This is a genomic window from Spirosoma liriopis (assembly GCF_023196085.1).
Lineage (GTDB): Bacteria > Bacteroidota > Bacteroidia > Cytophagales > Spirosomataceae > Spirosoma > Spirosoma oryzicola.
Genome location: NZ_JALPRF010000005.1, coordinates 109,208 through 133,426, shown reverse-complemented (window position 1 = coordinate 133,426; position 24,219 = coordinate 109,208). Strand labels below are relative to the sequence as shown.

Annotated in this window: 18 protein-coding genes; 15 read left to right on the top strand and 3 right to left on the bottom strand. The window is 50.3% G+C overall.

The window, feature by feature from the left end:
- The first annotated feature begins 16 nt into the window (after positions 1 to 16).
- The 3 genes from M0L20_RS23975 (at position 17) to M0L20_RS23965 (ending at position 4,587) form a co-directional block, all read left to right on the top strand.
- Positions 17 to 2,530 carry a phosphocholine-specific phospholipase C gene (locus tag M0L20_RS23975; RefSeq protein WP_248479574.1) on the top strand — a complete coding sequence of 838 codons (2,514 nt, stop codon included), beginning with the start codon at positions 17 to 19 and terminating at the stop codon, positions 2,528 to 2,530.
- Between the two features lie 275 nt (positions 2,531 to 2,805).
- Positions 2,806 to 3,756, top strand: a complete 951-nt coding sequence (locus tag M0L20_RS23970; protein WP_248479572.1) for a helix-turn-helix domain-containing protein — start codon at positions 2,806 to 2,808, stop codon at positions 3,754 to 3,756.
- 78 nt (positions 3,757 to 3,834) lie between these two features.
- The gene (locus tag M0L20_RS23965) at positions 3,835 to 4,587 is read left to right on the top strand and encodes an SDR family NAD(P)-dependent oxidoreductase (protein ID WP_248479570.1); all 753 of its coding nucleotides are present in this window, start codon (positions 3,835 to 3,837) and stop codon (positions 4,585 to 4,587) included.
- A gap of 146 nt (positions 4,588 to 4,733) precedes the next feature.
- Here the strand turns inward: M0L20_RS23965 and M0L20_RS23960 are convergent, their stop codons facing one another.
- The 3 genes from M0L20_RS23960 to M0L20_RS23950 form a co-directional block, all read right to left on the bottom strand.
- Entirely contained in the window at positions 4,734 to 5,222 is a 489-nt protein-coding gene (locus M0L20_RS23960) for an RES family NAD+ phosphorylase (RefSeq protein ID WP_248479568.1), read from the bottom strand.
- A 5-nt stretch (positions 5,223 to 5,227) separates the two neighbouring features.
- Entirely contained in the window at positions 5,228 to 5,638 is a 411-nt protein-coding gene (locus tag M0L20_RS23955) for an Xre family toxin-antitoxin system antitoxin (RefSeq protein WP_248479566.1), read from the bottom strand.
- A gap of 191 nt (positions 5,639 to 5,829) precedes the next feature.
- Positions 5,830 to 6,726, bottom strand: coding sequence for an SDR family oxidoreductase (locus tag M0L20_RS23950; protein WP_248479564.1), 897 nt, complete (start codon positions 6,724 to 6,726; stop codon positions 5,830 to 5,832).
- Between the two features lie 354 nt (positions 6,727 to 7,080).
- Between M0L20_RS23950 and M0L20_RS23945 the strand changes: the two genes are divergently transcribed.
- The 12 genes from M0L20_RS23945 (at position 7,081) to M0L20_RS23890 (ending at position 24,212) form a co-directional block, all read left to right on the top strand.
- Positions 7,081 to 8,139 (top strand): LacI family DNA-binding transcriptional regulator, encoded by a 1,059-nt coding sequence (locus tag M0L20_RS23945; RefSeq protein WP_232563324.1) that lies wholly within the window; start codon positions 7,081 to 7,083, stop codon positions 8,137 to 8,139.
- Positions 8,140 to 8,318: 179 nt separating this feature from the next.
- Positions 8,319 to 9,332 (top strand): Gfo/Idh/MocA family protein, encoded by a 1,014-nt coding sequence (locus tag M0L20_RS23940; protein WP_248479563.1) that lies wholly within the window; start codon positions 8,319 to 8,321, stop codon positions 9,330 to 9,332.
- A gap of 41 nt (positions 9,333 to 9,373) precedes the next feature.
- Positions 9,374 to 10,741: a Gfo/Idh/MocA family protein gene (locus M0L20_RS23935; protein WP_248479562.1), complete on the top strand. Its 1,368-nt coding sequence runs from the start codon at positions 9,374 to 9,376 to the stop codon at positions 10,739 to 10,741.
- 35 nt (positions 10,742 to 10,776) lie between these two features.
- Complete coding sequence (nagA, locus tag M0L20_RS23930) at positions 10,777 to 11,976, top strand: N-acetylglucosamine-6-phosphate deacetylase (protein ID WP_248479561.1); 1,200 nt, start codon at positions 10,777 to 10,779, stop codon at positions 11,974 to 11,976.
- Positions 11,977 to 12,025: 49 nt separating this feature from the next.
- The gene (locus M0L20_RS23925) at positions 12,026 to 13,192 is read left to right on the top strand and encodes an acyltransferase family protein (protein ID WP_248479560.1); all 1,167 of its coding nucleotides are present in this window, start codon (positions 12,026 to 12,028) and stop codon (positions 13,190 to 13,192) included.
- A gap of 338 nt (positions 13,193 to 13,530) precedes the next feature.
- Complete coding sequence (locus tag M0L20_RS23920; RefSeq protein ID WP_248479559.1) at positions 13,531 to 16,602, top strand: SusC/RagA family TonB-linked outer membrane protein; 3,072 nt, start codon at positions 13,531 to 13,533, stop codon at positions 16,600 to 16,602.
- A 14-nt stretch (positions 16,603 to 16,616) separates the two neighbouring features.
- Entirely contained in the window at positions 16,617 to 18,044 is a 1,428-nt protein-coding gene (locus M0L20_RS23915; protein ID WP_248479558.1) for a RagB/SusD family nutrient uptake outer membrane protein, read from the top strand.
- A gap of 42 nt (positions 18,045 to 18,086) precedes the next feature.
- Positions 18,087 to 18,854 (top strand): glucosamine-6-phosphate deaminase, encoded by a 768-nt coding sequence (locus M0L20_RS23910; RefSeq protein ID WP_248479557.1) that lies wholly within the window; start codon positions 18,087 to 18,089, stop codon positions 18,852 to 18,854.
- A gap of 129 nt (positions 18,855 to 18,983) precedes the next feature.
- Positions 18,984 to 20,300 carry a sugar MFS transporter gene (locus M0L20_RS23905; RefSeq protein WP_435531844.1) on the top strand — a complete coding sequence of 439 codons (1,317 nt, stop codon included), beginning with the start codon at positions 18,984 to 18,986 and terminating at the stop codon, positions 20,298 to 20,300.
- A 17-nt stretch (positions 20,301 to 20,317) separates the two neighbouring features.
- Positions 20,318 to 21,907: a beta-N-acetylhexosaminidase gene (locus M0L20_RS23900; RefSeq protein ID WP_248479555.1), complete on the top strand. Its 1,590-nt coding sequence runs from the start codon at positions 20,318 to 20,320 to the stop codon at positions 21,905 to 21,907.
- A complete protein-coding gene (locus tag M0L20_RS23895) occupies positions 21,897 to 23,111 on the top strand; it encodes a Gfo/Idh/MocA family protein (RefSeq protein WP_248479554.1) in 1,215 nt (404 codons plus the stop codon). The genes M0L20_RS23900 and M0L20_RS23895 overlap by 11 nt, the downstream gene beginning before the upstream one ends.
- A 21-nt stretch (positions 23,112 to 23,132) precedes the next feature.
- The gene (locus tag M0L20_RS23890; protein ID WP_248479553.1) at positions 23,133 to 24,212 is read left to right on the top strand and encodes an FAD:protein FMN transferase; all 1,080 of its coding nucleotides are present in this window, start codon (positions 23,133 to 23,135) and stop codon (positions 24,210 to 24,212) included.
- Positions 24,213 to 24,219 lie beyond the last annotated feature (7 nt).

The following is a 24,219-nucleotide window of genomic DNA, read 5'->3' as shown; positions in this document are numbered from 1 at the left end:
TTCCAAAATAGATGTTATGGATAACCGTCGAGATTTTCTAAAAAAAGCAGCCTTGCTGTCGAGCAGTAGCCTGCTCAGCAATACGTTACCTCCCGTCATTCAGAAGGCGCTGGCTGTTGCGCCGGAAGTGGGCAGCACCTTTTACGACGCTGAACACATCGTGTTCCTGATGCAGGAAAATCGTTCGTTCGACCACCAGTTAGGCATGTTGCAGGGCGTGCGGGGCTTCAACGACCCACGCGTCATTCAGTTACCGGATCAGAACACGGTCTGGCTGCAAACCAACGCGCAAGGGGATACGTACGGGCCGTTTCATTTAAACGTAAAAGACACGAAAGTGGCCTGGATGGGATCGCTGCCTCACGGCTGGACCGACCAGACTGATGCCATGAACAACGGCAAATACGATAAGTGGCTGGATACCAAAAAAGCCCGCAACAAGGCGTTTAACGACATGCCCCTGACAATGGGATACTGCGATCGGGAGGACTTTCCGTTCTACTATTCGTTAGCTGACGCCTTTACGGTTTGCGATCACAACTTCTGTTCGAGCATCACTGGTACACACCCCAACCGGCATTACTGGATGACCGGTACGGTGCGCGAGAAAAACGAACCGGAAGCCATTGCGCACCTGTGGAACGTCAACAACTACGAATACCCTACCCTGAACTGGACAACTTATCCCGAACGACTGCAAGCGGCTGGCGTTCCCTGGAAGGTGTACCAGAACGAAATTACGATGGGTTATGGGCTTAAGGGCGAAGAAAGCGCCTGGCTTAGTAACTTCGGAACCAACGTGCTGGAATATTACCAGCAGTATAATGTCCGGCTTCACGAAGGGGGTATTGCAAACCTGCAAGCTAAAAATGAGTCGGTGCGCCAGTTGATTGCTGAACTGGAAAAGCAGCCTGCCGATGAAAAAACCGCTCAGAAGTTAGCCGCTGCCCGCAAACTGCTGACCAACATCGAAACGGCCCAGCGTCGGTACACAACCGACGGTTACGCCAACCTGTCAACCGAAGCCAGACAATTGCACGACAGCGCATTCGTAACGAACCGGCAGGACTCGTTTTTCCATGAGCTGACAGCTATGGCGTACTCGGAAGCAGGGGCCGAACGGACTCTGAATGTGCCGAAAGGTGATGTTTTTCACCAGTTCCGGCAGGATGTTCAGAACGGTACATTGCCGACCGTTTCGTGGCTAATGCCGCCTGCCCACTTCTCCGATCATCCCGGCCAGCCCTGGTTTGGCCCCTGGTACGTCAGTGAAGCGATGGAAATCTTGCTGCAAAACCCGGAGGTATGGAAGAAAACGATTTTTATCATCACCTACGATGAAAACGACGGGTACTTTGATCACATGCCGCCTTATGTGGTGCCTAACCCGTACAAATCGAATACCGGTAAGGTTTCGGCTGGTATCGACCCCCGGCTCGACTTCGTTACCAAAGAGCAGCAGACTAACCCTTCGGCACAAACCAGTGGCCTACGGGAAGGACCAATCGGATTAGGCTACCGCGTACCGATGATTGTTGCATCACCCTGGACGCGGGGCGGATACGTTAACTCCGAAGTATTCGACCACACCTCGTCGCTGCAATTTCTAGAGCATTTTCTGGCGAAGAAAACAGGGAAAACCATCCGTGAGGAAAACATCACGGAATGGCGTCGGACAGTTTGCGGTGATCTAACGTCGGTTTTCCGACCTTACAATGGTGAACCCATTACCCAGCCTAAATTTCTTGAGCGGGGACCTTTCATAGAAGGTATCCACCAGGCTCAGTTCAAGAATGCGCCTGCTAACTACCAAAAACTAGCCGCCGATACGGTTAAACAGATCAACGCTCAGCCTGAGCAGTCGTCGCACTTACCACAGCAGGAAAAAGGCATCCGGTCGGCCTGCGCGCTGCCTTACGAGTTGTACGTTGATCGCGTGATCGGCCAGAACAATGGGCAATTTGGCCTGAGTTTTAAAGCGGGTAAGACTGTCTTTGGCGAACAGGCTGCGGGGGCTCCGTTCCGTGTTTATGCCGTCCGACCTTATCAGGGCGAACCAATGCGGGCCTGGGATTATTCGGTAGCTGCTGGTGATTTGTTGCAGGATGAGTGGTCCGTCGGCGATTTTGACGCCAGCCAGTACCATTTACGGGTCTACGGTCCCAACGGTTTCTACCGCGAGTTTACCGGTGGGGCCACTAATCCGCTGCTACAAATCGAGTGTCAGTATGAGCCCCAGCGTCTGCGTCGCAACAAGCTGACGGGCAATCTGCAACTAACGGTTCATAATCGAGATACAAAAGCGCACACACTGACCCTGCTCGATAACAGCTACAAAGGGAAAAGCCAGCAGGTCCGTCTACCGGCGGGGGCAAAAACCAGCGTGCCGGTTGATCTGAACAAGCAACACGGTTGGTACGATCTGAGCGTACAGGTCAAAGGCCACGATGGTTTTGAGGAGCGTTTCGCCGGACATATAGAGACTGGTAACCCATCAAAGACCGATCCACTCATGGGCCGTGTGGTGTAAAAACTAGTTTAATTGCAGCCTGGTAAATAATCTAATAGGCTTTAGTAAAACGGTTATCCCAAGCGTCAGTATCTGCTTCCTACTTACATCTGGGAGTAAATACTGACGCTTGTTCGTTGTAAAGTATCTGAATAGATCGGTTGTTAGAAACACCGGTATCCTGATAAAAGACATTCCAGGCGGTTGTGGTCTAGTTCAAAATCAACCGGAACAATAGCTTTGTGTGAGCGAGTTAAGATTGTTTTGGTTAACTTTGAATTTTACATAACCACGCTATGAGTACGACTTCATTTGAGGAACTATGCCTTCGGCTTTCCAGCGGTTCTTCGACGGATTTGAGTGCATTGCTACCCGATGGAATTCAGCATGAAGTAGGTCATTTCAACGTATTTGACCTGGACCAGATCAATCAGACTGCTCGTGAGAAACCATCGGTGCCCCTTCCATGTCGCGCCTTCTACAAAATAAGCTTTCTCACCGGACGCTCCCTCGTTCAATATCCGGACCGCACTATCGAAGTATCGCAACCGACGCTGATCTTTTCAACACCCAAAAAACCATTTCAGTGGTTGCCCCTGAATCGCCAGACCGGGCCGTTTTGCGTCTTTACGGCGGATTTCCTTCACCCGACTAAAAGCGGTGTGCTTCTGGACGAATTGCCTATTTTCAAGTCGCCGGAACATCCTGTCTATGCTTTATCCGAAACCGACGCAGTAAGGGTACAAGCCATTTTTGACCATATGCAGGCAGAGATTACGTCCAACTATGCGTACAAATACGACCTGCTGCGTGCCTACGCGCTAGAGCTAATTCACATTGGGCAAAAGTTGCAGTCAACGACGATGCTTCATCCCAACTATAGTACCTTCGCCCGGACAACATCGTTGTTTATTGAGTTGCTCGAACGGCAATTTCCTCTCGAAAATCCACAGCAAAAAGTAGCGCTCCGTACCGCAAAGCAATACGCCGATCAACTCGCCGTCCACGTGAATCATCTCAACAAGGTTCTTCGAGAAACCACCGGCCTTACAACGACCGAACTCATTGCTGGCAGGATGCTTCAGGAAGCCAAAGCGCTGCTGCTTCATACCGACTGGACCATCGCCGAAATTGCGGATAGTCTCGGATTCTCGGATTTTGCGCATTTCGCCAAATTCTTCAAGAACGAAACCTCCGTTTCACCAGGGGCTTTTCGTAGTCAGGCAAAAAGTTTGAATTATACATAAAGTTGATTGTTCGGGACAAACATCGTCGCTGTTCGTTGGAGGACATTTGTACTGTTTTTAATCTGTACAAAAAGTCGCATGACAACGCAAAAAATTGCTTTAATAACTGGAGGAAGCCGTGGGATCGGCAAAAACATAGCTTTGACCTTAGCCCAAAAAGGCGTAGACATTCTGCTTACCTATCGCAGCAACCAACGTGAAGCCGAAGTAACTGTGGCGGCTATCGAATCACTCGGGCGTAAAGCGATTGCCTTACCACTCAATGTGTCAGACGCTAGCGCCTTCGATGCCTTTTTCGGGCAGGTGAGCACAACCTTACAAGACACCTTCGGTACCGACCGTTTCGATTTTTTAATTAACAACGCGGGTACCGGTCTTGTAGCGCCGATAGCAGAAACGACTGAGGCTCAGTTTGATGAAATGATGACTATTCATCTAAAGGGCGTTTACTTTCTGACGCAAAAGTCGTTAGGGTATCTTCGAGACGGCGGGCGCATTGTTAATATTACTTCCGGCGTTACGCGCTACTCATTTGCTGGCGCTTCCGCATACGGAATCATGAAAGGGGCGATTGATGTATTCACCCGGTATCTTGCCCTCGAGCTAGGAGGAAGGGGTATTTCGGCCAATACCGTTGCGCCCGGTGCTGTATTCGGTGGAGGTGCTATGGAAGATACCCCGGCCATGCGGAATTTCGTGGCGGGTGTTACGGCTTTGGGACGCGTCGGCTTACCAGACGATATCGGGGGCGTGGTGGCATTCTTGTGTAGTGATGACGCCAAATGGGTGAACGGTCAACGAATTGAGGTTACCGGCGGCATGAATCTTTGATCGATGAGCGCTCTTTCGGGCGCTCATTTTTCTGTATTATGGGCAATAGTAAACAACGTCAACTTTATCGGTAAATTCTGGGTACAACGTTGGTTAACTGATTCTTCGGTTGCGATCCGGACGGTTTACACATCACAAAACCTATTTTATTCGGTTTCGGAAGAAAGCCCTTCGTCACGCCATAATCGTCGCTCAACCGGGAAGATTTCTTGTTTGATGATCTCGATCTCACGGAAGCGGGGATGAGCGGGATGAAGTAAGTAGTTATAGGACATCGGAACCACAACCGAAGGCACCGCGGCTACTAAGTTCGTTGGGGCCGTGAGCCAGTCGCGCAGCAACCATTGGGTGCGCTCATAACTTTCCTCATTCCAATAGGCCGGAAGTGACTCTGCGGAGAAAAAGACTACGTCGTCGGGTACTTGCAGGGTAAACAACACCAGTTTCGGCAGCTTCTCGTACTTTACCCGAGGTTGGTGAACAAGTGATTCTACCAGGGCAAGGGCGGGGGAGGAAGTGGTGTATAACAAGGCATATCCCTTTGGATTCCACCGACCGCCAAACAAGCGCGCTCCTTCGGTAGCTAAGGGTTCCTGGCTGTATTTGGCTTTTACAGTGCGGTAAACAGTCAGCATTGCCCTTATCCAACAATACCGTGTTCGATACGACCCAGCACATCATCGACCAGCCCAAAGCCAGTTGTTGTATCCAGCAACTGTAGGGGCGATTGGGAATTCAATTCACGAATGGGTGAGCGCAGCCAGTCGGCGAGGGTTTCCGCATCATCGTCAAAGACATCCAGCCCATGCCGAAGCAAATTGGTCAATAGCAATAATCGTTCGGAGGTATCGCGAGATAGCCGCTCCTGGGGTTTCAGGCGATGCAAATTACGATCCGACATACTAAGGATGCGGGCCATCTCAATATCGGTTAAGCCCACCAGGTTTGCTACCTGATCGACTTCTGAACGAAGCACGCCCTGACGTGACTTGTCAATCAGCGTATAAGGCGCGTAAACAGCCGTGTGAGGAGGAAGTGTTGCGGAAGCCATGAGCAGTGACCGAAATTTGTCAGCCTTATAACCGCAATATGGCGCATTGGGTTCATCTGGGCAACTCGCTTAGTCGGTTATCTACGTGATTTGTCTTTACTGGTGGGCCTTTGCCGAGCCAAAAGCCGGGCAAAGGCCCTATCCAATAGGCTTCGAGCAAGTGCGTGATAGCCATCGCTGCGTTCCTCTCCCTAGATCGTTGGTGTACCACCAGTCACCTGTACGGTACTGCTCGTCATGTAACTAGAATCATTGGATGCGAGCAGTACGTAAGCCGGAGCCAGTTCGGCGGGTTGACCTGCTCGCTTCAACGGCACATCCTGACCAAAACTTTTTACTTTTTCGGGAGGCATCGTCGAAGGAATCAATGGCGTCCAGATCGGGCCGGGCGCAACGCAGTTTACCCGAATGCCTTTTTCGGCCCATAGTTGCCCCAGATTAGCCGTAAAATTCTGGATAGCTGCCTTGGTAGCCGCATAATCCAGCAATGTAGGACTGGGCTTGTAGGCATTGATCGATGTTGTGTTGACCACCGTACTACCCGGCTTGAGATGATTTTCAGCTGCTTTACACAGAAAAAACATTGAGAAAATGTTGGTGCGGAACGTTCGCTCTAACTGTTCCTCGTTGATATGCTGCAAAGACTCCTGCGACATTTGATACGCGGCATTATTGACCAGAATGTCCAGACCACCTAACTCATCCACGGCACGCTGCACGAGTTGCTGGCAATGCGCTTCACTGCGGATATCGCCAGCCATCAGCACCGCTTTTTGCCCCGCTTCTTCGACATAGCGGGCGGTTTCGCGCGCATCGTCCTCTTCGTCCAGATACGCAATGAGTATGTCGGCCCCTTCGCGGGCAAAAGCAATTGCTACAGCCCGGCCAATGCCCGAATCCGCTCCGGTAATGAGCGCTTTACGCCTTGTTAACTTTCCTGAACCTTTGTACGATTCTTCCCCATGATCGGCTTTAGGTTGCAACTGATCTTCATGGCCTGGTACATCCTGTTGCTGCTCAGGATGAGGAGGTTGAGGGTATTTTTTCAGCGGGTCCTCCATTGAGGACGTTGTGGGTTGAGCTGTCATAGTTGTTGGTTAAATTTTTGCGACCTATGGCAATAACCGCTTCGCAACCGGGATAAGACGGTAAAATTTTCCTGAGTAAGGAAACGGTACCGCAACATTGAAAGGCTTTTAGGTCAGCATCTCTGGAAGCTGATGCGTCTTGTTACGTAGCATTTTTGGAGAAGTTACCGATTTGCTTTTCGAGGGCAGTGTACCTGAGTAAATTGAATCCATAGTCCTTCTTTTAACCGCCGTGATTGTCAGCAAGTCCGATTCGTCAGCGCAGTTTTTGGGGAGAACGTCCATAATTATTGCCTAACTTTCGTGAAATACTGAACTGATCCAGGTTTCACGGCCTATCCGTTATTGCAACCAATGAAAAAAAAGGAGATACCAGGTGTTAAAGAAATTGCTCGTCGTGCCAACGTCGCTATCGCCACCGTCGATCGGGTAATTCATAATCGAACTGGTGTTTCGGCTAAAACGCGGGAAAAAATAAACCAGATCATCGCCGAGCTTAATTACCAGCCCAACCTGCTAGCCAGGCGATTAGCTTCCAATAAGATTCTTTCCATTGCCGTTTTGATTCCGTCGGTCACCGAAGAAACCGACTTCTGGGAAGCGCCGTTGCAGGGAGTCCGACAGGCCGAAGCCGAAATCAGACAATACGGAATCAACGTTGATCTTTATTTTTTCAACCTAAGCGATCCCCGCACTTTTGTCGAACAGGCGAACCGAATCGTAGACGCTTCCGTCGATGGCCTTGTTTTAGCGCCCTCCTTTGTGGACGAAGCCCGTGAGTTTACCGACGCATGTCAAAAAGCCAATATCCCGTTTGTCTTCATCGACTCTACCATACCCAATCAACGGAGCCTGTCTTACATCGGTCCGCCGTTATTTCAGAGTGGTTATCTGGCCGGAAAATTATGTACCTATCGCTTGCAGGAGCATAGTAAGTTGCTGGTTGTTAATATCGCTACGTCGCTGGATAGCTTTACGTACCAGCAAATTGAAGAAGGATTTCGGGCTTACTTCACCGACCACAAGCTGACCTACCCGATTTTAAAGGCCAATATCCAGCAGACCGACTACCCCTCTATTGCTCTACACTTGCAAGATCTGTTTACCGCTCACGAAGCGATTGATGCCGTGTTTGTCAGTAATTCCCGCGTCTTCTCGGTTGCCCGTTTTCTCGAAAGTGCCGATTTACTAAAGAGACCGCTGTTGATCGGCTATGATTTCGTTAATGAAAACATCCGCTTTCTGGCTAGTGGTATCATTGATTTCCTGATTTGCCACCAGCCAAAAGAACAAGGCTACCGAAGCATCATGGCTTTGTACCAACACTTAATTCTTTCGGCTTCCGTCGCGAAGGAACATTACATGCCCATCGATATCGTCACCCAGGAAAACCAGGCTTTTTATCGAAATTAATTAGCTAGGGTCACAAAGCTTTTAGGCCGTACTTTATCGCTGCCAAACTTTATCAGGCAGAATTAAATGAAAGTTTTGGCCTGATTTATTGCTACTCTAAAAATGTGTGTATATTTACGGGTACGTACCCGTAAAAACGTATTTCTCCTTCGTTCACCCCGCTATCAGCCATCCGTTTTATGACTACTCTATTGCATGATCGTCGGCAATTTATCCAGAAAGCTTCGTTGGGAAGTCTGGCACTTGGCTTATCACCAATGGCATGGTCAACAAAACAGGAGTCGGCAGAAGGTAAGCGGGTGGGAATCATTGGCCTGGATACATCGCACAGCGTAGCTTTTACGAAAGCCTTGAACGGAGGTGGTTCAGACTATGCCAATTACAAAGTAGTAGCCGCTTACCCGTATGGGAGCAAGACGATTGAGAGCAGCGCGAAGCGAATTCCTGACTACATTAACGAGGTAAAAAAATTAGGGGTTGACATCGTCGATTCAATTGATGAGTTGCTCAAAAAAGTTGACGTGGTTTTGCTGGAAACCAACGATGGTCGGCTTCATCTGGAACAGCTTAGACCGGTACTCAAAGCCGGGAAGCGCGTTTTTATCGACAAGCCCATCGCTGCGTCACTAAGCGACGTAGTAGCCATATTTGATCTGGCTCGTTCCTATAATCTACCTATTTTCTCAGCCTCGTCGCTGCGGTATATCAAGGGCGTTGACAGCATCGATAAAAGTCAGGTGCTGGGAGCGGATACGTTTAGCCCGGCGGTATTGGAAAAAACACATCCCGACTTTTTCTGGTACGGCGTCCACGGCGTTGAAACGCTGTATACTGTTATGGGAACGGGTTGCCAGCAAGTAATTCGGGCGCACACCGATGGAACCGACGTTGTCGTCGGAACGTGGGCGGATGGCCGGATCGGTACGTTTCGGGGAACGCGGACCGGCAAACACGAATACGGAGGAACCGTTTACACGCAGGCTGGTGCTGTCAAGCTGGGTCCTTACGACGGGTACAATGCCTTATTGAAGGAAATCATTACCTATTTCGAAACTGGTAAACCTCCCGTATCGCCCGTAGAAACAATCGAAATCTTTACGTTCATGGAAGCCGCCGATGAAAGTAAACGACAGGGGGGAGCGGCTGTCGTTCTGGCGAGTGTCCTAGAAAAAGCAAAACGAAAAAATCCTTAGTCAATCCAGCGTTCCCAGGCATTCCTAAACCCAACTTTTATATGCATAACGAGGAACAGACTCATTTCGACAGCGCACGCCGACGTTTCATTAGCCGTACTTTGACAGGCGCTACTGCGTTGGCTGTGGGTGGCATACTACCGAGCTTTAGCCCTAAAAGTTATGCACGTATTCTTGGAGCCAACGAAAAAGTACGAGTGGGCATGATGGGTGTAAACAGCCGGGGCCTGGCACTAGCCAGTAACTTTGCTTTACAACCCAACTGTGAGGTAATTTCGATTTCGGATGTCGATCAGCGAGCCGCTGCTAAATGCCTGACTACTGTTGAAGGCATTCAGCAAACGAAGCCCAAAAATCTGCCTGATTTCAGGAAGGCGCTGGAAAACAAAGACCTGGATGCCTTAATTATTGCTGCGCCGGACCACTGGCATGCGCCAGCCGCTTTATTAGCATCTAAAGCGGGCAAGCATGTTTACCTCGAAAAGCCGTGTAGTCACAATCCGCACGAGGGTGAACTGCTGGTAGCCAGTGTCAAAAAATATAAGAATGTTGTCCAGATGGGCAACCAACGCCGATCCTGGCCCAATGTAGCCCAGGCAATCAAGGACGTTCAAGGGGGCGTTATTGGCCGGCCTTATTTTGCGAAAGGCTGGTATACCAACAACCGCGCTTCGATTGGCACGGGTAAAGCGGTCGCCGTACCATCCTGGCTGGATTACGAACTCTGGCAGGGACCGGCTCCGCGCCAAACCTTCAAAGACAACCTTATTCACTACAACTGGCACTGGTTCTGGCACTGGGGCACCGGTGAAGCCTGCAACAACGGTACGCACATGCTCGACCTGATGCGGTGGGGGCTGGGCGTCGATTATCCGACCAAGGTAACCTCAACGGGTGGCCGTTATCGGTACAAAGACGACTGGGAAACCCCCGATACGCAGGTCATCAATCTGGAATTTCCGAATAACACGGCCATGACCTGGGAAGGCCGAAGTTGCAATGGCCGAACTGTTGAAGGCACCAGCGTAGGGGTTATGTTTTATGGCGAATCGGGTTCGCTTCTAATTGAATCCGGCAATTCATACAAAGTTTTTGATCTGGAAAATAAGCTGGTAAAAGACGTCAAGAACGATCTTCAGATTGACCCGAGAAATCGGATGAACCCATCGCAGGCGCTCGATGCCATTCATATTCAAAACTTTTTCGACAGCATTAAAAAAGGGACAACGCTAGCATCCGATATTACCGGAGGACATAAAAGCACATTGCTTTGTCAACTCGGTAACATTGCGCAGCGGACGGGCGGAATGCTCGCTATTGACCCGTCAAACGGGCACATCAAAAACAACAAAGAAGCCGAAAAACTCTGGCGCCGGACGTACCAATCGGGTTGGGAGCCAACGATTTAAACGGATCATCGTGTCAACCGCATATCAGCCGTAGCATGGGCTATCTTAAACTTAAAAATGGAACGCTCATCACACCCTTTCGGTATATTCGGGGTGGAACAGTCGTGATGCAGGATGGGTTGATTGTCGGCGTTCACGAACGGGATGTCGACGTACCCGGTGCTGTCGAACTGGATGTAGAAGGACGCTATGTAGCGCCGGGTTTTATTGATATTCATGTTCACGGGGGAGGAGGGCACGATTTTATGGATGGTACCGACACGGCATTCTTGAAAATCGCTGAATTGCACGCCCAGTATGGAACGACATCGCTGGTACCAACCACGCTAACGGCTGAAAAAGAGGATTTGCTTAAAACGCTGGACAACTACGAGCGTGCTAATCAACAGAACTGCAATGGTGCAAATTTTCTGGGCATTCACCTGGAAGGACCTTACTTTGCGCTTAGTCAGCGGGGCGCTCAGGACCCGCGTTACATCCGCAATCCGAACCCCGCCGAATACGAAGAAATACTGGCTTATTCATCGTCCATCGCCCGGTGGAGTGCGGCCCCTGAACTGAATGGTGCTATTCCGTTTGGCCGTCGACTACGCGAAAAAGGCATTCTAGCCGCCATTGCCCATACCGACGCCGTCTACGAAGACGTGCTCGAAGCGTATGAGAACGGGTATACACTGGCTACGCACTTGTACTCGGCTATGTCGGGCGTAACGCGCCGGAACGCGTTCCGTTACGCGGGGGCCATTGAAAGCGCTTTGCTACTCGATATGGACGTTGAAATCATCACTGATGGTATTCACTTGCCTCCTCCGTTGTTGAAACTGGTATACAAAATTAAAGGTGCAGACCGAACGGCGTTGATCACAGATGCTATGCGGGCAGCTGGTATGCCAGAAGGAGACAGCATTCTTGGCTCACTGACCAACGGGCTACCTGTTCTGGTTGAAGACGGCGTAGCAAAACTGCCCGACCGATCTTCGTTCGCGGGGAGCGTCGCTACGGCCAATCAGTTGGTTCGTAACATGGTTCAACTGGCTGACGTGTCATTGCTCGATGCCGTTCGCATGGCCAGCACTACGCCCGCCCGCATTATGAGCGTCGATTCCCGCAAAGGGTCGCTGGTTGCTGGTAAAGATGCAGACGTAGTGGTTTTCGATGAGAATATCACGATTGATACTACGATTGTCGGGGGAAACATCGTCTACTCGAAAGCGCAGGTTGCTCATACCATTTAGTGCCTACCATACTGTTCAATGCCCTACTCTCTAACTAAATCCGAAAAAGATGCTGACCGACCTTTCCGCTGAACAGGCAAAGACTGAACCTAATCAGCTGCCATTGGATTCCTCAGCGCCATTTCGGCTGCAATCCCTGGATACATTGCGGGGATTCGATATGTTCTGGATTGCGGGGGGCGACAAGCTGGTTCATGTGCTGGCCGACGTAACGGGCTGGGGTTGGGCACTGGTGGTGGCTGATCAATTTACCCATGTTTATTGGCACGGTTTCCACGCTTATGATCTGATTTTCCCGCTGTTCCTGTTCCTGGCCGGCGTTTCTACTCCTTTTTCGTTAGGCAGCCGACTGGAAAAAGGAGTAAGTCCCAATCTGTTGACTCGTAAGGTAATTCAACGCGGAGCTGTCCTGGTTTTGCTTGGGATTCTGTACAACAATGGCTTATTCAAAACCGAATGGACGCATATGCGCTACCCAAGCGTATTGGGACGAATTGGGCTGGCGGGCATGTTTGCCCAGCTAATTTATCTATACGCGTCCCGGCGATCGCAGTACGTGTGGTTCGCCGGATTGCTCATTGGTTATTGGCTAATCATTCAGTTGGTGCCCGTTCCCGGTTGCGGATCTGGTTTGATTACTCCTGAATGCAATCCGGCAACGTACCTGGACAAGACCTTATTACCGGGCCGAATGTACAATGAAGTCTATGACCCAGTGGGTATTTTATCGACATTGCCCGCTATTGCTACCGCTTTACTAGGAATTTTTGCGGGTAATCTGCTCCGAACACCAGAACAAACAATGTCCAGATCCCGAAAAGCGATGTGGCTTACAGGGAGTGGTTTAGTATGCCTGGTTGTTGCGTTAGGCTGGAATCAGGTTTTTCCCATCAACAAAATTCTTTGGTCGAGTTCATTCGTCATGCTGACGGGTAGTTTTAGCTTGTTGTTACTAGCGCTCTTTTACAGCATCATCGACATTCTCCACTGGCGTCGGTGGACCTTCTTTTTTATTGTTATCGGCATGAATTCCATCGTCATCTATATGATCGGCGGATTCGTTGACTTTCGGTACACCGCCAAAGCGTTGTTTGGCGGGATGCTAAGCTTTTTTCCTGAACCTGTTCAGGCCGTAGGGTTAGTGATAGCCACAATAGCGGTCCTATGGAGCTTTATGTATGTATTGTACAAACAGAAATGGTTTCTCAGATTGTAAGCTGTATAAGCGTAAGTTCAAACAGGAGAAATATTATGTACTTAGTTCAAGCATAAATTGCTCGTTAATTTTCTTTGAATGGAGATGTGCAAAATAAATTTCTGTCAATGATTTGATTGTATTTAATTGTTTTTTACTTTTCGGGTACGTACCCGAAACCGTTTAAGTTAAAGTAAGAATTTGATCGTCAACGTCCCTGGAAAGTAATAGGCGAGTGGCAAATCATAGAAAAATAAAGCGTAATCAATTCTGATTATTTTTTTGTCTGATTGCGGGTACGTACCCGCAATCAGACAGACGTAAACGTAGCCTTACCTATATAGACCAATTCTACATCTATGATTCGACTAAAACTACTTATCACAGGCATGCTCTGGCTCATCCTGATAACAGCCGGGGCTCAAACGAAGCGGATATCCGGTAAGGTGCTGGATGCGCAGAATGCTCCGTTACCAGGCGCGTCGGTTCTGCTAAAAGGAAGTACGACGGGTACTGTTACCGATGCCGAAGGCACCTTCACGATTAATGCTCCTGCTAATGCAGTGCTGGTCGTTTCTTACACCGGCTACCTGGCTAAAGAAGTGCCTGTTGGTCAATCGACAACGCTGAACATTACCCTTGCTGAGTCGCCCCAGTTGTTGAGTGATGTTGTTGTGGTTGGTTACGGTACGCAGCGAAAAAGGGATTTGACCGGATCAATTGCTTCTATTTCGCAGACGGAAGTAAAGAATCTGCCCATCGCCCGGGCCGATCAGATTCTACAGGGCCGTATCAGCGGAGTGCAGGTCACCCAAACCAATGCGGAACCGGGCGGTAACATCAGCATTCGCATCCGGGGGACAAACTCCATCAACTCGGGCAACGAACCGCTGTTTGTGATTGACGGCTTTCCGGGCGCAGGCGATCTGAATTCCATAAACCCCAGCGATATCGAATCCATTGAAGTGTTGAAGGATGCTTCTGCTACGGCTATCTACGGAAGCCGGGGGGCCAACGGTGTCGTGATCGTTACGACGAAAAAAGGGTCCAGCAAACAATCATCCATCAATTTTGAAGCGTATCACGGTGTTCAGTCCGTCAGCAAGCTATACGATATGATGAACGCCAGAGAGTTTGCGACCTATCTGAATGACGTTCAGGGTCTGATTAATCAGGAAACGCCCGCTTCTGCGAAAGCACTGCCTTATACCCCAGAACAGGTTGCGGCATTGGGCGAAGGCACAAACTGGCAAAAAGAAGTGCTGCGAACAGCGCCGATCAGTAACTACCAGCTTAACTTCCTGGGCGGCAACAGCGATACCCGCTACAACCTGAGCTTCAACTATTTTAACCAGCAGGGTATCGTCATTAATTCGGGCTTCCAGCGAGGCTCTATTCGGTTTAATCTGGACAAAAAGATAAGCGACAAAATCAATGTTGGCTTTACGTCACAACTAACCCGGTCGGGAGAGAACCGCGCGTTGGTCAATACTGCCGGATCGACGGAAATGGGTGGTATTATTCTGGACGCCATGCGTTTCAATCCGGCACTGCCAGTTCGTGATCAGGCGGGAACTTATACGTACCTCAATGGTCCTGCGGGCTACCTGGAGCTGGTCGGTAATCCGGTCGCTTATGCCAACAAAGTCAAAAATCAGTACAACAACCTGCGGGGTCTACTTAATTTTTTCGCTGACTATGAGATCGTCAAAGGACTTAAGCTCAGAAGTACCGCCGGAACGGATTTTAATTATGCGTCGCTGGAGTATTACGTACCGTCCGATATTTACGCCGGTTCGAACAGCAAAGGCACCGCTACGCGCTCATCAGGAAACCGTTACAGCTGGGTTAACGAAAATACCTTAACCTACGACCGGGAGTTCAACAAATCGCACGCGCTCACGCTTCTCGGTGGTCTGACATTTCAGGAATTTTACAACACCGAATTCGCGGCATCGAATAGTAATTTCTTCACGAATCTGCTGGAATCCGACAACATCGGCATTGGTGCCAACGTGTTGCCACCGAGTTCAAGCCGTAGTAAAAATAGCCTGATGTCTTACTTTGGCCGGGCCAACTACCGCTTTCTGGATAAGTACCTGTTTACGTTCACGATGCGGGCCGATGGGTCGTCCCGCTTCGGACCGAACAACAAATGGGGCTATTTCCCGTCGGGAGCTTTCGCCTGGCGCGTCATCGACGAACCCTTTATGAAGTCGGTACCCGTCGTTTCTGATCTGAAATTACGGGCAAGCTACGGCATCACCGGTAATCAGGAAATCGCGTCGTATTCATCATTTGCCCGCTACACTAACAACGCTTACACACTGGGGGGCGGCACACGCGTGATTGGTTTATCGCCGAACAACATCCCGAACCCAGGTATTAGCTGGGAATCAACCGCTTCGTTGGATTTCGGTGTTGACCTGAGTGTCTTGAGCAATCGAATTACGTTTACTGCGGACTATTACTACAAACGCACAAGAGACTTACTACTGAACGTATCAATTCCGGTGTCAACGGGCTACAGCACAGTCCTGTTAAACGCGGGTGGGGTGCAAAACAAAGGAATTGAGCTGAGTGTCAATAGCGTCAATGTGAATTCGGGTCGCTTCAAATGGACAACAGCCGCCAACCTTTCCGCTAATCGCAATAAAGTTCTTGACCTGAATGGCGAATACGAACGCTTTGTCGGTACGTCGAGCGGCAGTCTTTTCCCGAGTGCCAGCAATGGCGCAACCAGCGTGCTGCGCGTAGGCGAACCGATTGGCTCTTTTTACGGATACGTATTCGAAGGAATCTGGCAAACACCCGACGAAATCAGCGCCAGCAAACGAACCGGTGTTCGTCCGGGCGATCCGCGCTACGCCGATCTCAACGGCGATGGCGTACTCGACGCGAAGGATCGCACCATTATTGGTCGGGCGCAACCCAAGTTTATTTACGGACTTACCAACAATTTTACGCTGGGCAATTTCAACCTGAACGTTTTTCTGCAAGGCGTTCAGGGTAGCGACATATTGAACCTCAACCGGTATTACCTCGAAACGGGCGGCTATATTAACGGCAACAAACTAAAGTCGCAGACGCAGCGCTGGACCGGGCCGGGTACCAGCAACACCATTGCCAAGGCAAACAGCACTCTACGGCGTGGAACTGGTATTACGAGTGATGTGGTTGAAGATGGCAGTTTTCTGCGCGTTAAAACCGTTTCGCTTTCCTACACGCTACCGAAGTTAGGCTCAATCAGCAACGTCCTGAAATCGGCGAATGTCTACGTTACCGCTCAGAACCTGTTCACCTTCACCAAGTATTCTGGCTACGATCCGGAGGTCAACTCATTCGGGGCTTCCAACCTCAGTCTCAACACCGACTTCAACGCGTATCCAAACGTCCGAACATTCACCGCCGGTATTCGCCTTGGCCTCTAATCCACGTGACACTCATGAAAACTACGAAAAAAGGTTTGTTGCTCCTGTTGGGGGCGCTTGCGATGACGGGCGTTTCCTGCGAAAATTTCTTAAAAGAAGAACCCTACGATTTTGTCAGCACCGATAATTTTTACCGGAGCGAGGCCGATGCCGTTACCGCGCTGAACGGTGTATTCAATCTCATGCAGAATGGATTGTACTACGCCCGTACGTTCTGGATCTTGTCGGAGTTGACCGGTGATCTGATGAAGGTCGGAAATCCGCAGGCGGGCCGGCCTGATCTGGATGAACTAACGTATACGTCCACCAATCCGGAAGTAGCCAACTGGTGGACGTACTCGTACCTGATGGTCAACCGCGCGAACGATGTCATTGCCAATACGCCGTCGATTAGCATGGATGCCGCCAGACGCGCCAACATCGAAGGAAACGCTCGTTTTCTGCGGGCGCTGGCTTATTTTGACTTGGTGCGTAGTTATGGCGATGTTCCGCTGCTGACCAAGCCAACCGGAGCAGATGGTAATTTACGACCCGCCCGAACACCGATCAAAGATGTATACAAGCAAATCGTTGATGACCTGACCTTTGCCGAAGCGAACTGCCTTCCTGAAAATAAAATTACGGCGGCTGAAAAAGGGCGCGTATCCAGCGGAGCAGCCGCTTCCTTGCTGGCTAAGGTGTATCTGACCCGGGCTGCTTCATCAGCTGCCGAAGCAACGGATACTCAGTCAGCCCTCGATGCTACCAACCGGGTGATCAACTCGAAAATTTATTCGCTGGTGCCTTACGCCAACGTATTCGATGTCGCAACCGAAAATGGTCCTGAACACATTTTCTCAGTTCAGTTCGATTTGCCGCCCAACGCGGGTAACATCACGGCGCGGATGCATTTGCCTGCGTCGCTAGACGGCAATCAGGCGTTTTACGTTGAGGAATGGTTCTACAACTCGTTCGCGCCTGCCGATACCATTCGTAAGAACTGGACGATGACCAAAAAAGCCGGGAGTCAGACATTAGCTAACGCGTATTACGTCAAGTTTCGGGACCCGCTTAGACAAGGAAACAACGCCCGCAACAACACGCTGATTTTACGCTATGCCGATGTACTGCTGATGCAATCGGAGGCCATGAATCAACTCAATCCGGCCAACGCGGGCAAGTTTGACGGTATCAATGCTGTTCGGACGAGGGCGGGTATCAGCAAACTAAGTTTGACGACGACTCCTTCAAAAGAAGACTTTATTACGGCTTTGGTCGATGAGCGGGGTTGGGAGTTCAGCGCCGAAGGAATCCGTCGGTTCGATCTTCTACGGCTGGGTCGGTACAAGGAAGTTCAGAAGCGGGTGTACAACCGGACCGTTGACGATAAATACCTGCTTTACCCGATTCCGCAGACCGAAATAACCTTGAATCCTAATCTGACACAAAATCCTGGTTTTTAGGCTAATTTAAAGCCAAGATAGTTTTTACTTAGCAACAAAATAATGAGATTAACAGTCGAACAGGTTGACGCTCTGCAAGTGCGCGTTTTTGAAACCAGACAAGAAATGGGTGTCGCTGCTGGCGCGGATGTTGCCCTTAAAATCAGAGAGCTACAAACCGAGCAGGCAATTCTCCGAATGGTGTTTGCGGCAGCCCCTTCCCAAAACGAAATGCTGGATTATCTGGCCACCGCCGAGGGTATTGACTGGTCACGGATTGATGCCTTTCACATGGACGAATACGTGGGCCTACCCGCAGATGCACCCCAGCGGTTTGGTTCTTTCTTAACCACAAAGCTGTTTAGCCGGGTATCACCCCGTACTGTCCATTTGATCGATGATTCGGCAGGCGCAACGGAAGCCTGTCAGCGGTACAAACAGTTGCTGGAGGAAGGGCCAATCGACATCGTTTGCCTGGGTATAGGAGAAAATGGGCACCTGGCATTCAACGATCCCCCCGTAGCTGATTTTGATGATCCTGAAGTGATTAAGCGCGTTCAACTTGATGATGTGTGCCGCCAGCAACAGGTAAATGACGGTTGCTTCGATACCTTCGACGACGTTCCAGAAGAAGCGCTGACCCTGACCATTCCGACGTTGTTATCCGGTCGTCACCTATTTTGTGTGGTTCCCGGCAAAACGAAGCATCAGGCGGTGAAAGCAGTGCTCAATGGTCCAGTTACAACGGCCTGTCCCGCTTCCATACTTCGTCAGCATCCTGACTGTACCCTGTATGTCGATCAGGATTCATACGGAGCTATAACGGAGTAAATACGTTTTATCCGCGCGATCAATTACCCCCGCGCATTCCCGTATCGTACCGCAGCTAAATCGCGGGAGTAACTGATCGTAATAAACGTCAACCTAAACGGCCTAACCCAGCTTTTCTGCCCTTCGACTATGGTTACCACAAACGCAGTAGATAACAAGGCTACCCAAGTGCAGCGAACAACGGGTCCCATTATCATCATTGGGGTGATGTTTTTTGTGTTTGGTTTTGTGACGTGGATCAATTCCATCCTGATCCCTTATTTCAAAATAGCCTGTGAGCTAACACACTTTCAGTCGTATCTGGTTGCCTTTGCGTTTTACATCTCCTACCTGGTGATGTCGATGCCCGCATCGGTGCTACTAAAACGGGTTGGTTTCAAACGGGGCATGATGGTTGGGTTTTTCATTATGTCGCTGGGGGCGCTGCTGTTTGTTCCGGCTGCGTACACGCGAACGTACGCACTGTTTCTGACGGGTCTTTTCACCATCGGAACGGGACTGGCGGTGCTCCAAACAGCCTCCAATCCGTACGTAACGATTCTAGGACCAATTGAGCGGGCCGCCCAGCGAATCAGCATCATGGGAATTTGCAACAAGACAGCTGGCATTGTGGCGCCACTCCTGTTTGCCGCCGTTATTCTGCGCTCTTCGGACGCTGCCTTGTTTAAGCAACTGCCCCTGATGACAGCCGAAGCGCGTAGCGTGGTGCTCGATGAGTTGATTCGCCGGGTAATGGTCCCCTACGCCTGCGTAAGCATCGTACTGTTTGGTCTGGGGTTATTCATCCGCTATTCCTCCCTGCCCGAGATCGACACGGAACAGGAAAGCGCGGAAGTTTCCGTTGCCAACTCCGACAAGACAAGCGTTCTGCAATTCCCGCATCTGGTGCTGGGTGCGCTGGCCATCTTTTTTCACGTTGGTTCCCAGGTTATTGCGATTGATACCGTCATTGGTTACGCCAGTTCGATGGGAGTATCGTTGCTGGAAGCCAAAGGGTTTCCGTCCTACATCCTGTTTGCCACGATCTGCGGCTACGTGATTGGCATCATTACTATTCCCCGGTTCATCCGGCAGGTCAACGCGCTCCGAATCTGTACCCTGCTGGGTGTATTATTTAGCGTTGGTATCCTGTTTGCATCAGGTAGTCTTACCCTGTTTGGGCATGCTATGCCGCTATCGTTCTGGTTTCTGGTAAGCCTGGGCCTCCCGAATTCGCTGGTTTGGGCGGGTATCTGGCCGTTGGCGTTGGACCGGCTGGGACGTTTTACCAAAGCGGGCGGTTCGCTGATGATCATGGGCCTTTGCGGGAACGCTCTGATGCCGCTTGTCTACGGCTACTTTGCGGATTCTTTATCCCTTCGCGAAGCGTATTGGGTGCTCGTACCCTGTTATCTCTACCTGCTCTTTTACGCCGTTTACGGCCATACCATAAAACGCTGGCGGTAATCTGATTCTATCGTATTATGAAACATTTCTTTTTCGCCCTGCTATTCATCGTGCTGGGATTCCAGCCGGTCCTAAGCCAGCAACTTGCCCAAAGCTCCTCATCGAAAACGGTGAAAGGATTTCACCTCGATTTGCGGATTCAGGTCATGACGATGAGCGCCCTCAAAGAACTGGCCCAGAAGCTTCAAAAGCAGGGCGTCAATACCCTGATCATGGAATGGGAAGCCACCTATCCATTTGAGAAGCATCCGATGATTCCCAACCGATACGCGTACAGCCGGTCGGATGTGACGTCGTTCGTGAAGTATTGCAATGGTCTGGGTATCGACGTAATTCCCCTGCAACAAAGCTTCGGACACGTAGAGTACATCCTGCGCAACCCTCGGTATACGACTTTACGGGAAGATCAGAAAGACTTTTCGCAGGTGTGTCCCATCGAAAGCGAAGCCAATAAAGCCTTGTTCACGGATCTCTTTCGTGATCTGGTGTCTACGCATAACTCACCTTATTTTCACATTGGCGGGGACGAAACGTATCTGCTCGGTCATTGCCACAAGTGCCAGGCAAAAGCCGCCAAAGAAGGAAAGTCAAAACTGTTTGTCGATCACATCAAGATGCTGTGCGACATTGTTACGAGTTTGGGCAAGCGTCCGGTTCTCTGGGCCGACATCGCGCTGAAACATCCTGAATCGCTATCGCTGCTTCCGAAAGAAACGATTCTGATTGACTGGAACTACGGCTGGGCGTTGAACCGCTTTGGTGATCCCCGCAAATTAATCGAAACCGGGTTTGAAATCTGGGGAGCCCCTGCTTTGCGAAGTGGTCCCGATAACTACTTCGTGACCCAGTGGGAAAAGCATTTCAAGAATATCCGTGACTTTATTCCCACCACGAAGCAACTGGGTTACAAAGGTATTGTGATGACTTCCTGGTCTACGTCAGGCTTGTATTCGCCTGTTTTCGAGTCCGGCTCCGACATCGTTGACCTGTACGCCATTCGGCACGTTTATCCCCTGTCTGGTTTTACTATGTTGTTGGCCGCTTATGGCGAAAGTCTGAAAACGACGCAGCCGCTAAATATCGGGCAGTTTGTTGAGACATACACGAGAGACACCTACGGGTTTACGAAAGAACAGGCAAATCAATTCTGGCAGGCGCTGATCACGGCTCCTTATGAAGTGAAACAAGGTGTGGTTGCTTCCCCCAAACCCATGACGGTCCAGGCATTATTGGACAGCACCCGATGGGCGGCTAAAACCTTACACGACTTAAACCCCGTCAGGAACAAGCCAGAATTTGAACAGTACCGCCTTATGATGGACATTCGACTGGAATACCTGACTTATCAGGCGCTCGAAAAGGAAGTCAATGAGCCTAGTTTTACAACCGCGCAGATGCCGACTGTTTTGTCCAAGCTAAAAACCCTGATCGCCGATTCCGAAAAGATCAGCAATCGGTTTATCGCTTTAAACAAAAATTACTTCCATCCAGCTGAACTCGAACAGGAAGTTTATTGGCGGACAATTAAACCCCGTTTACTGTACGAACGCCTGGCCCGAGTAACGAGTCAGACTCCCACCGATTTCCCTTCAAATCATGGCAACTAATTTGACTTCCCGCCGACAGTTTATTGAAACGGGGGCTACAGCCCTTACGGGTCTACTCGCAGTTGGCTCCGCAGCCTGGGCCAGACCGACCGCCAAAGCGGATACCCTTCGGCTGGGCATGATTGGCACGGGGGCTCGCGGGGCGGGGCTGGCTACGCTTATCCGGAACATGCCGGGCGTTGAACTCGTAGCCTGCTGCGACACCATTCCAGAGCACTTACAAAAAGGCATGGCTCTGGCCGCTAAGGGTGCAAAAGCGTATACGGATTACCGAAAACTACTCGATGACAAAACCATTGATGCGGTTGTCATTGCTACTCCGCTGTATCTGCACTATCCAATGGCGGTGGCAGCCATTCAGGCTGGCAAGCATATCTATTTGGAGAAGTCGATGACGTATGATATTCCGCAGGCGATTGATCTGGTAAAGAAAGTACGCGACGCCAATCTGATCTTTCAGGTAGGGTATCAGTATCGCTATTATGATCTTTACCACCGGGTGAAGGAAGTGATTAACCAGAACTGGCTGGGCAAGATTACCCACTTTGAGTGTCAGTACAACCGAAACTCTAACTGGCGATTTCCAGTGAGTGATCCAAAGCTGGAACGGGCTATCAACTGGCGGATGCACCGGGAATACTGCGGAGGGCCACTGTCTGAACTGTGTGCGCATGAAATCGACGTGGTGAATTTTATGCTGAACGCGCATCCCGCCAAAGTGGTGGGTGTTGGCGGAATCAACTATTGGAAAGACGGACGCGATACATACGATAATATTCGAACCGTTTATGAATATCCCAATGGCGTTAAGGCCAGCGTTACGTCGGTTCTGTCGAACGCGTACAATGGCTATAGCATCCGGATCCTGGGCGACAAAGCAACTGTCGAAATCCTGCGGGATAAAGCGTACATCTACGCCGAATCAACCAACAACGTTCGCGGTACGGTCGATGGGGTGACGGGAGCGACCATTGCCGTAACGACCCAGGGTAAAGGCGTTGAACTGGACTTTGGAAAACCCGGTGAACCCAAGCTTGAACCAACAACCTATGCGCTTCAGGACTTTTTTGCCTGCATCCGTACCAAAAAACAACCCTTCTCGAACGTAGAGACTGGCCGCGATGGGTCTATTGCCATTCACTTGGGTAACGCGGCAGCAGATACCGAAACGGTTCAGTTCTGGAAGCCTGAGTACTCAGTCTAAATCCACATTCTCTCAAAGGGCATGGTTGCACAATCCATCAACAAGTCGGCGAAATTTTCGCCTGCTATTGGCCGACCGCCAGGTAGTAACACCCTGTTATGGTCGGGCGTCGGCCTGTTGATGCTGTGCTTGACTTTTACGTCGTTTCGGGATAATAGATCGCTACAGCCTTTCCGAATAACGGGTCTGGCTCAGGGAACAAGCTATTCCATCACGTACTACCACCAGCGGGAACTAGTGCATCAGCGGGAAATCGACAGTATTTTCAACCGGCTCGACCAATCGCTTTCCATCTATTCGCCGACTTCGCTCATCAGCCGGTTCAATCAGTCCGCAACGGGTATCGAAGTTGACATTCACTTGCGGAAGGTAACTGAACGATCGCTGGAGATTTTCAACGATACCGATGGCGCATTTGACATAACGGTTTATCCGCTGGTTAAAAAATGGGGGTTTGGCATAGAGAAAGTAGCACTATTACCCAACTCTGCTACGATCCGTTCCATACTGCCTTGCGTGGGTTCGGGAAAAATTCGATTGGTCCAGAGCCAGTTGGTGAAGGCTGTACCGTGTACACAGATTGACGTGAACGGTATTGCACAGGGCTACAGCGTTGATGTTGTCGCGGCTTATCTCGAAAGAAAAGGCATTCGAAACTACTTGGTAGAAGTCGGCGGTGAACTACGCGTGAAAGGCCGAAAATATCCTGAAAACAAGGTTATGTCCATTGGCATTCAGACGCCAACCGAAAACGATTTCGAATCGGGCGACATTCAGCGTGTCATTGAAATCGATCAGGGGGGTATCACAACATCCGGGAATTACCGCAAGTACCGGCAAATTGGCTCCCGCCGACTCTCTCATATCATTGATCCGAAAACGGGTTTTACGACGCAAAGTGAAATCATCAGCGTTACGGTTCTGGCCAAGGACGCGTTGACTGCCGATGGGTATGATAACGCCTTGCTGGCTATGGGTTTACCAAAAGCCTTGTCTTTCCTCAAACGCCACCCGTCTCTGAACGCTTACATTATCTACCAAAAACAGGATGGATCGGTCGGTGACACAGCGACTGCTGGCTTTTATAAATCGAACCGGTAGTGGTCCC

Coding starts and splice junctions, on each gene's coding strand:
- M0L20_RS23975 (WP_248479574.1), top strand. CDS start 17: ATGGATAACCGTCGAGATTTTCTAAAAAAAGCAGCCTTGCTGTCGAGC.
- M0L20_RS23970 (WP_248479572.1), top strand. CDS start 2,806: ATGAGTACGACTTCATTTGAGGAACTATGCCTTCGGCTTTCCAGCGGT.
- M0L20_RS23965 (WP_248479570.1), top strand. CDS start 3,835: ATGACAACGCAAAAAATTGCTTTAATAACTGGAGGAAGCCGTGGGATC.
- M0L20_RS23960 (WP_248479568.1), bottom strand. CDS start 5,222: ATGCTGACTGTTTACCGCACTGTAAAAGCCAAATACAGCCAGGAACCC.
- M0L20_RS23955 (WP_248479566.1), bottom strand. CDS start 5,638: ATGGCTTCCGCAACACTTCCTCCTCACACGGCTGTTTACGCGCCTTAT.
- M0L20_RS23950 (WP_248479564.1), bottom strand. CDS start 6,726: ATGACAGCTCAACCCACAACGTCCTCAATGGAGGACCCGCTGAAAAAA.
- M0L20_RS23945 (WP_232563324.1), top strand. CDS start 7,081: ATGAAAAAAAAGGAGATACCAGGTGTTAAAGAAATTGCTCGTCGTGCC.
- M0L20_RS23940 (WP_248479563.1), top strand. CDS start 8,319: ATGACTACTCTATTGCATGATCGTCGGCAATTTATCCAGAAAGCTTCG.
- M0L20_RS23935 (WP_248479562.1), top strand. CDS start 9,374: ATGCATAACGAGGAACAGACTCATTTCGACAGCGCACGCCGACGTTTC.
- nagA (WP_248479561.1), top strand. CDS start 10,777: ATGGGCTATCTTAAACTTAAAAATGGAACGCTCATCACACCCTTTCGG.
- M0L20_RS23925 (WP_248479560.1), top strand. CDS start 12,026: ATGCTGACCGACCTTTCCGCTGAACAGGCAAAGACTGAACCTAATCAG.
- M0L20_RS23920 (WP_248479559.1), top strand. CDS start 13,531: ATGATTCGACTAAAACTACTTATCACAGGCATGCTCTGGCTCATCCTG.
- M0L20_RS23915 (WP_248479558.1), top strand. CDS start 16,617: ATGAAAACTACGAAAAAAGGTTTGTTGCTCCTGTTGGGGGCGCTTGCG.
- M0L20_RS23910 (WP_248479557.1), top strand. CDS start 18,087: ATGAGATTAACAGTCGAACAGGTTGACGCTCTGCAAGTGCGCGTTTTT.
- M0L20_RS23905 (WP_435531844.1), top strand. CDS start 18,984: ATGGTTACCACAAACGCAGTAGATAACAAGGCTACCCAAGTGCAGCGA.
- M0L20_RS23900 (WP_248479555.1), top strand. CDS start 20,318: ATGAAACATTTCTTTTTCGCCCTGCTATTCATCGTGCTGGGATTCCAG.
- M0L20_RS23895 (WP_248479554.1), top strand. CDS start 21,897: ATGGCAACTAATTTGACTTCCCGCCGACAGTTTATTGAAACGGGGGCT.
- M0L20_RS23890 (WP_248479553.1), top strand. CDS start 23,133: ATGGTTGCACAATCCATCAACAAGTCGGCGAAATTTTCGCCTGCTATT.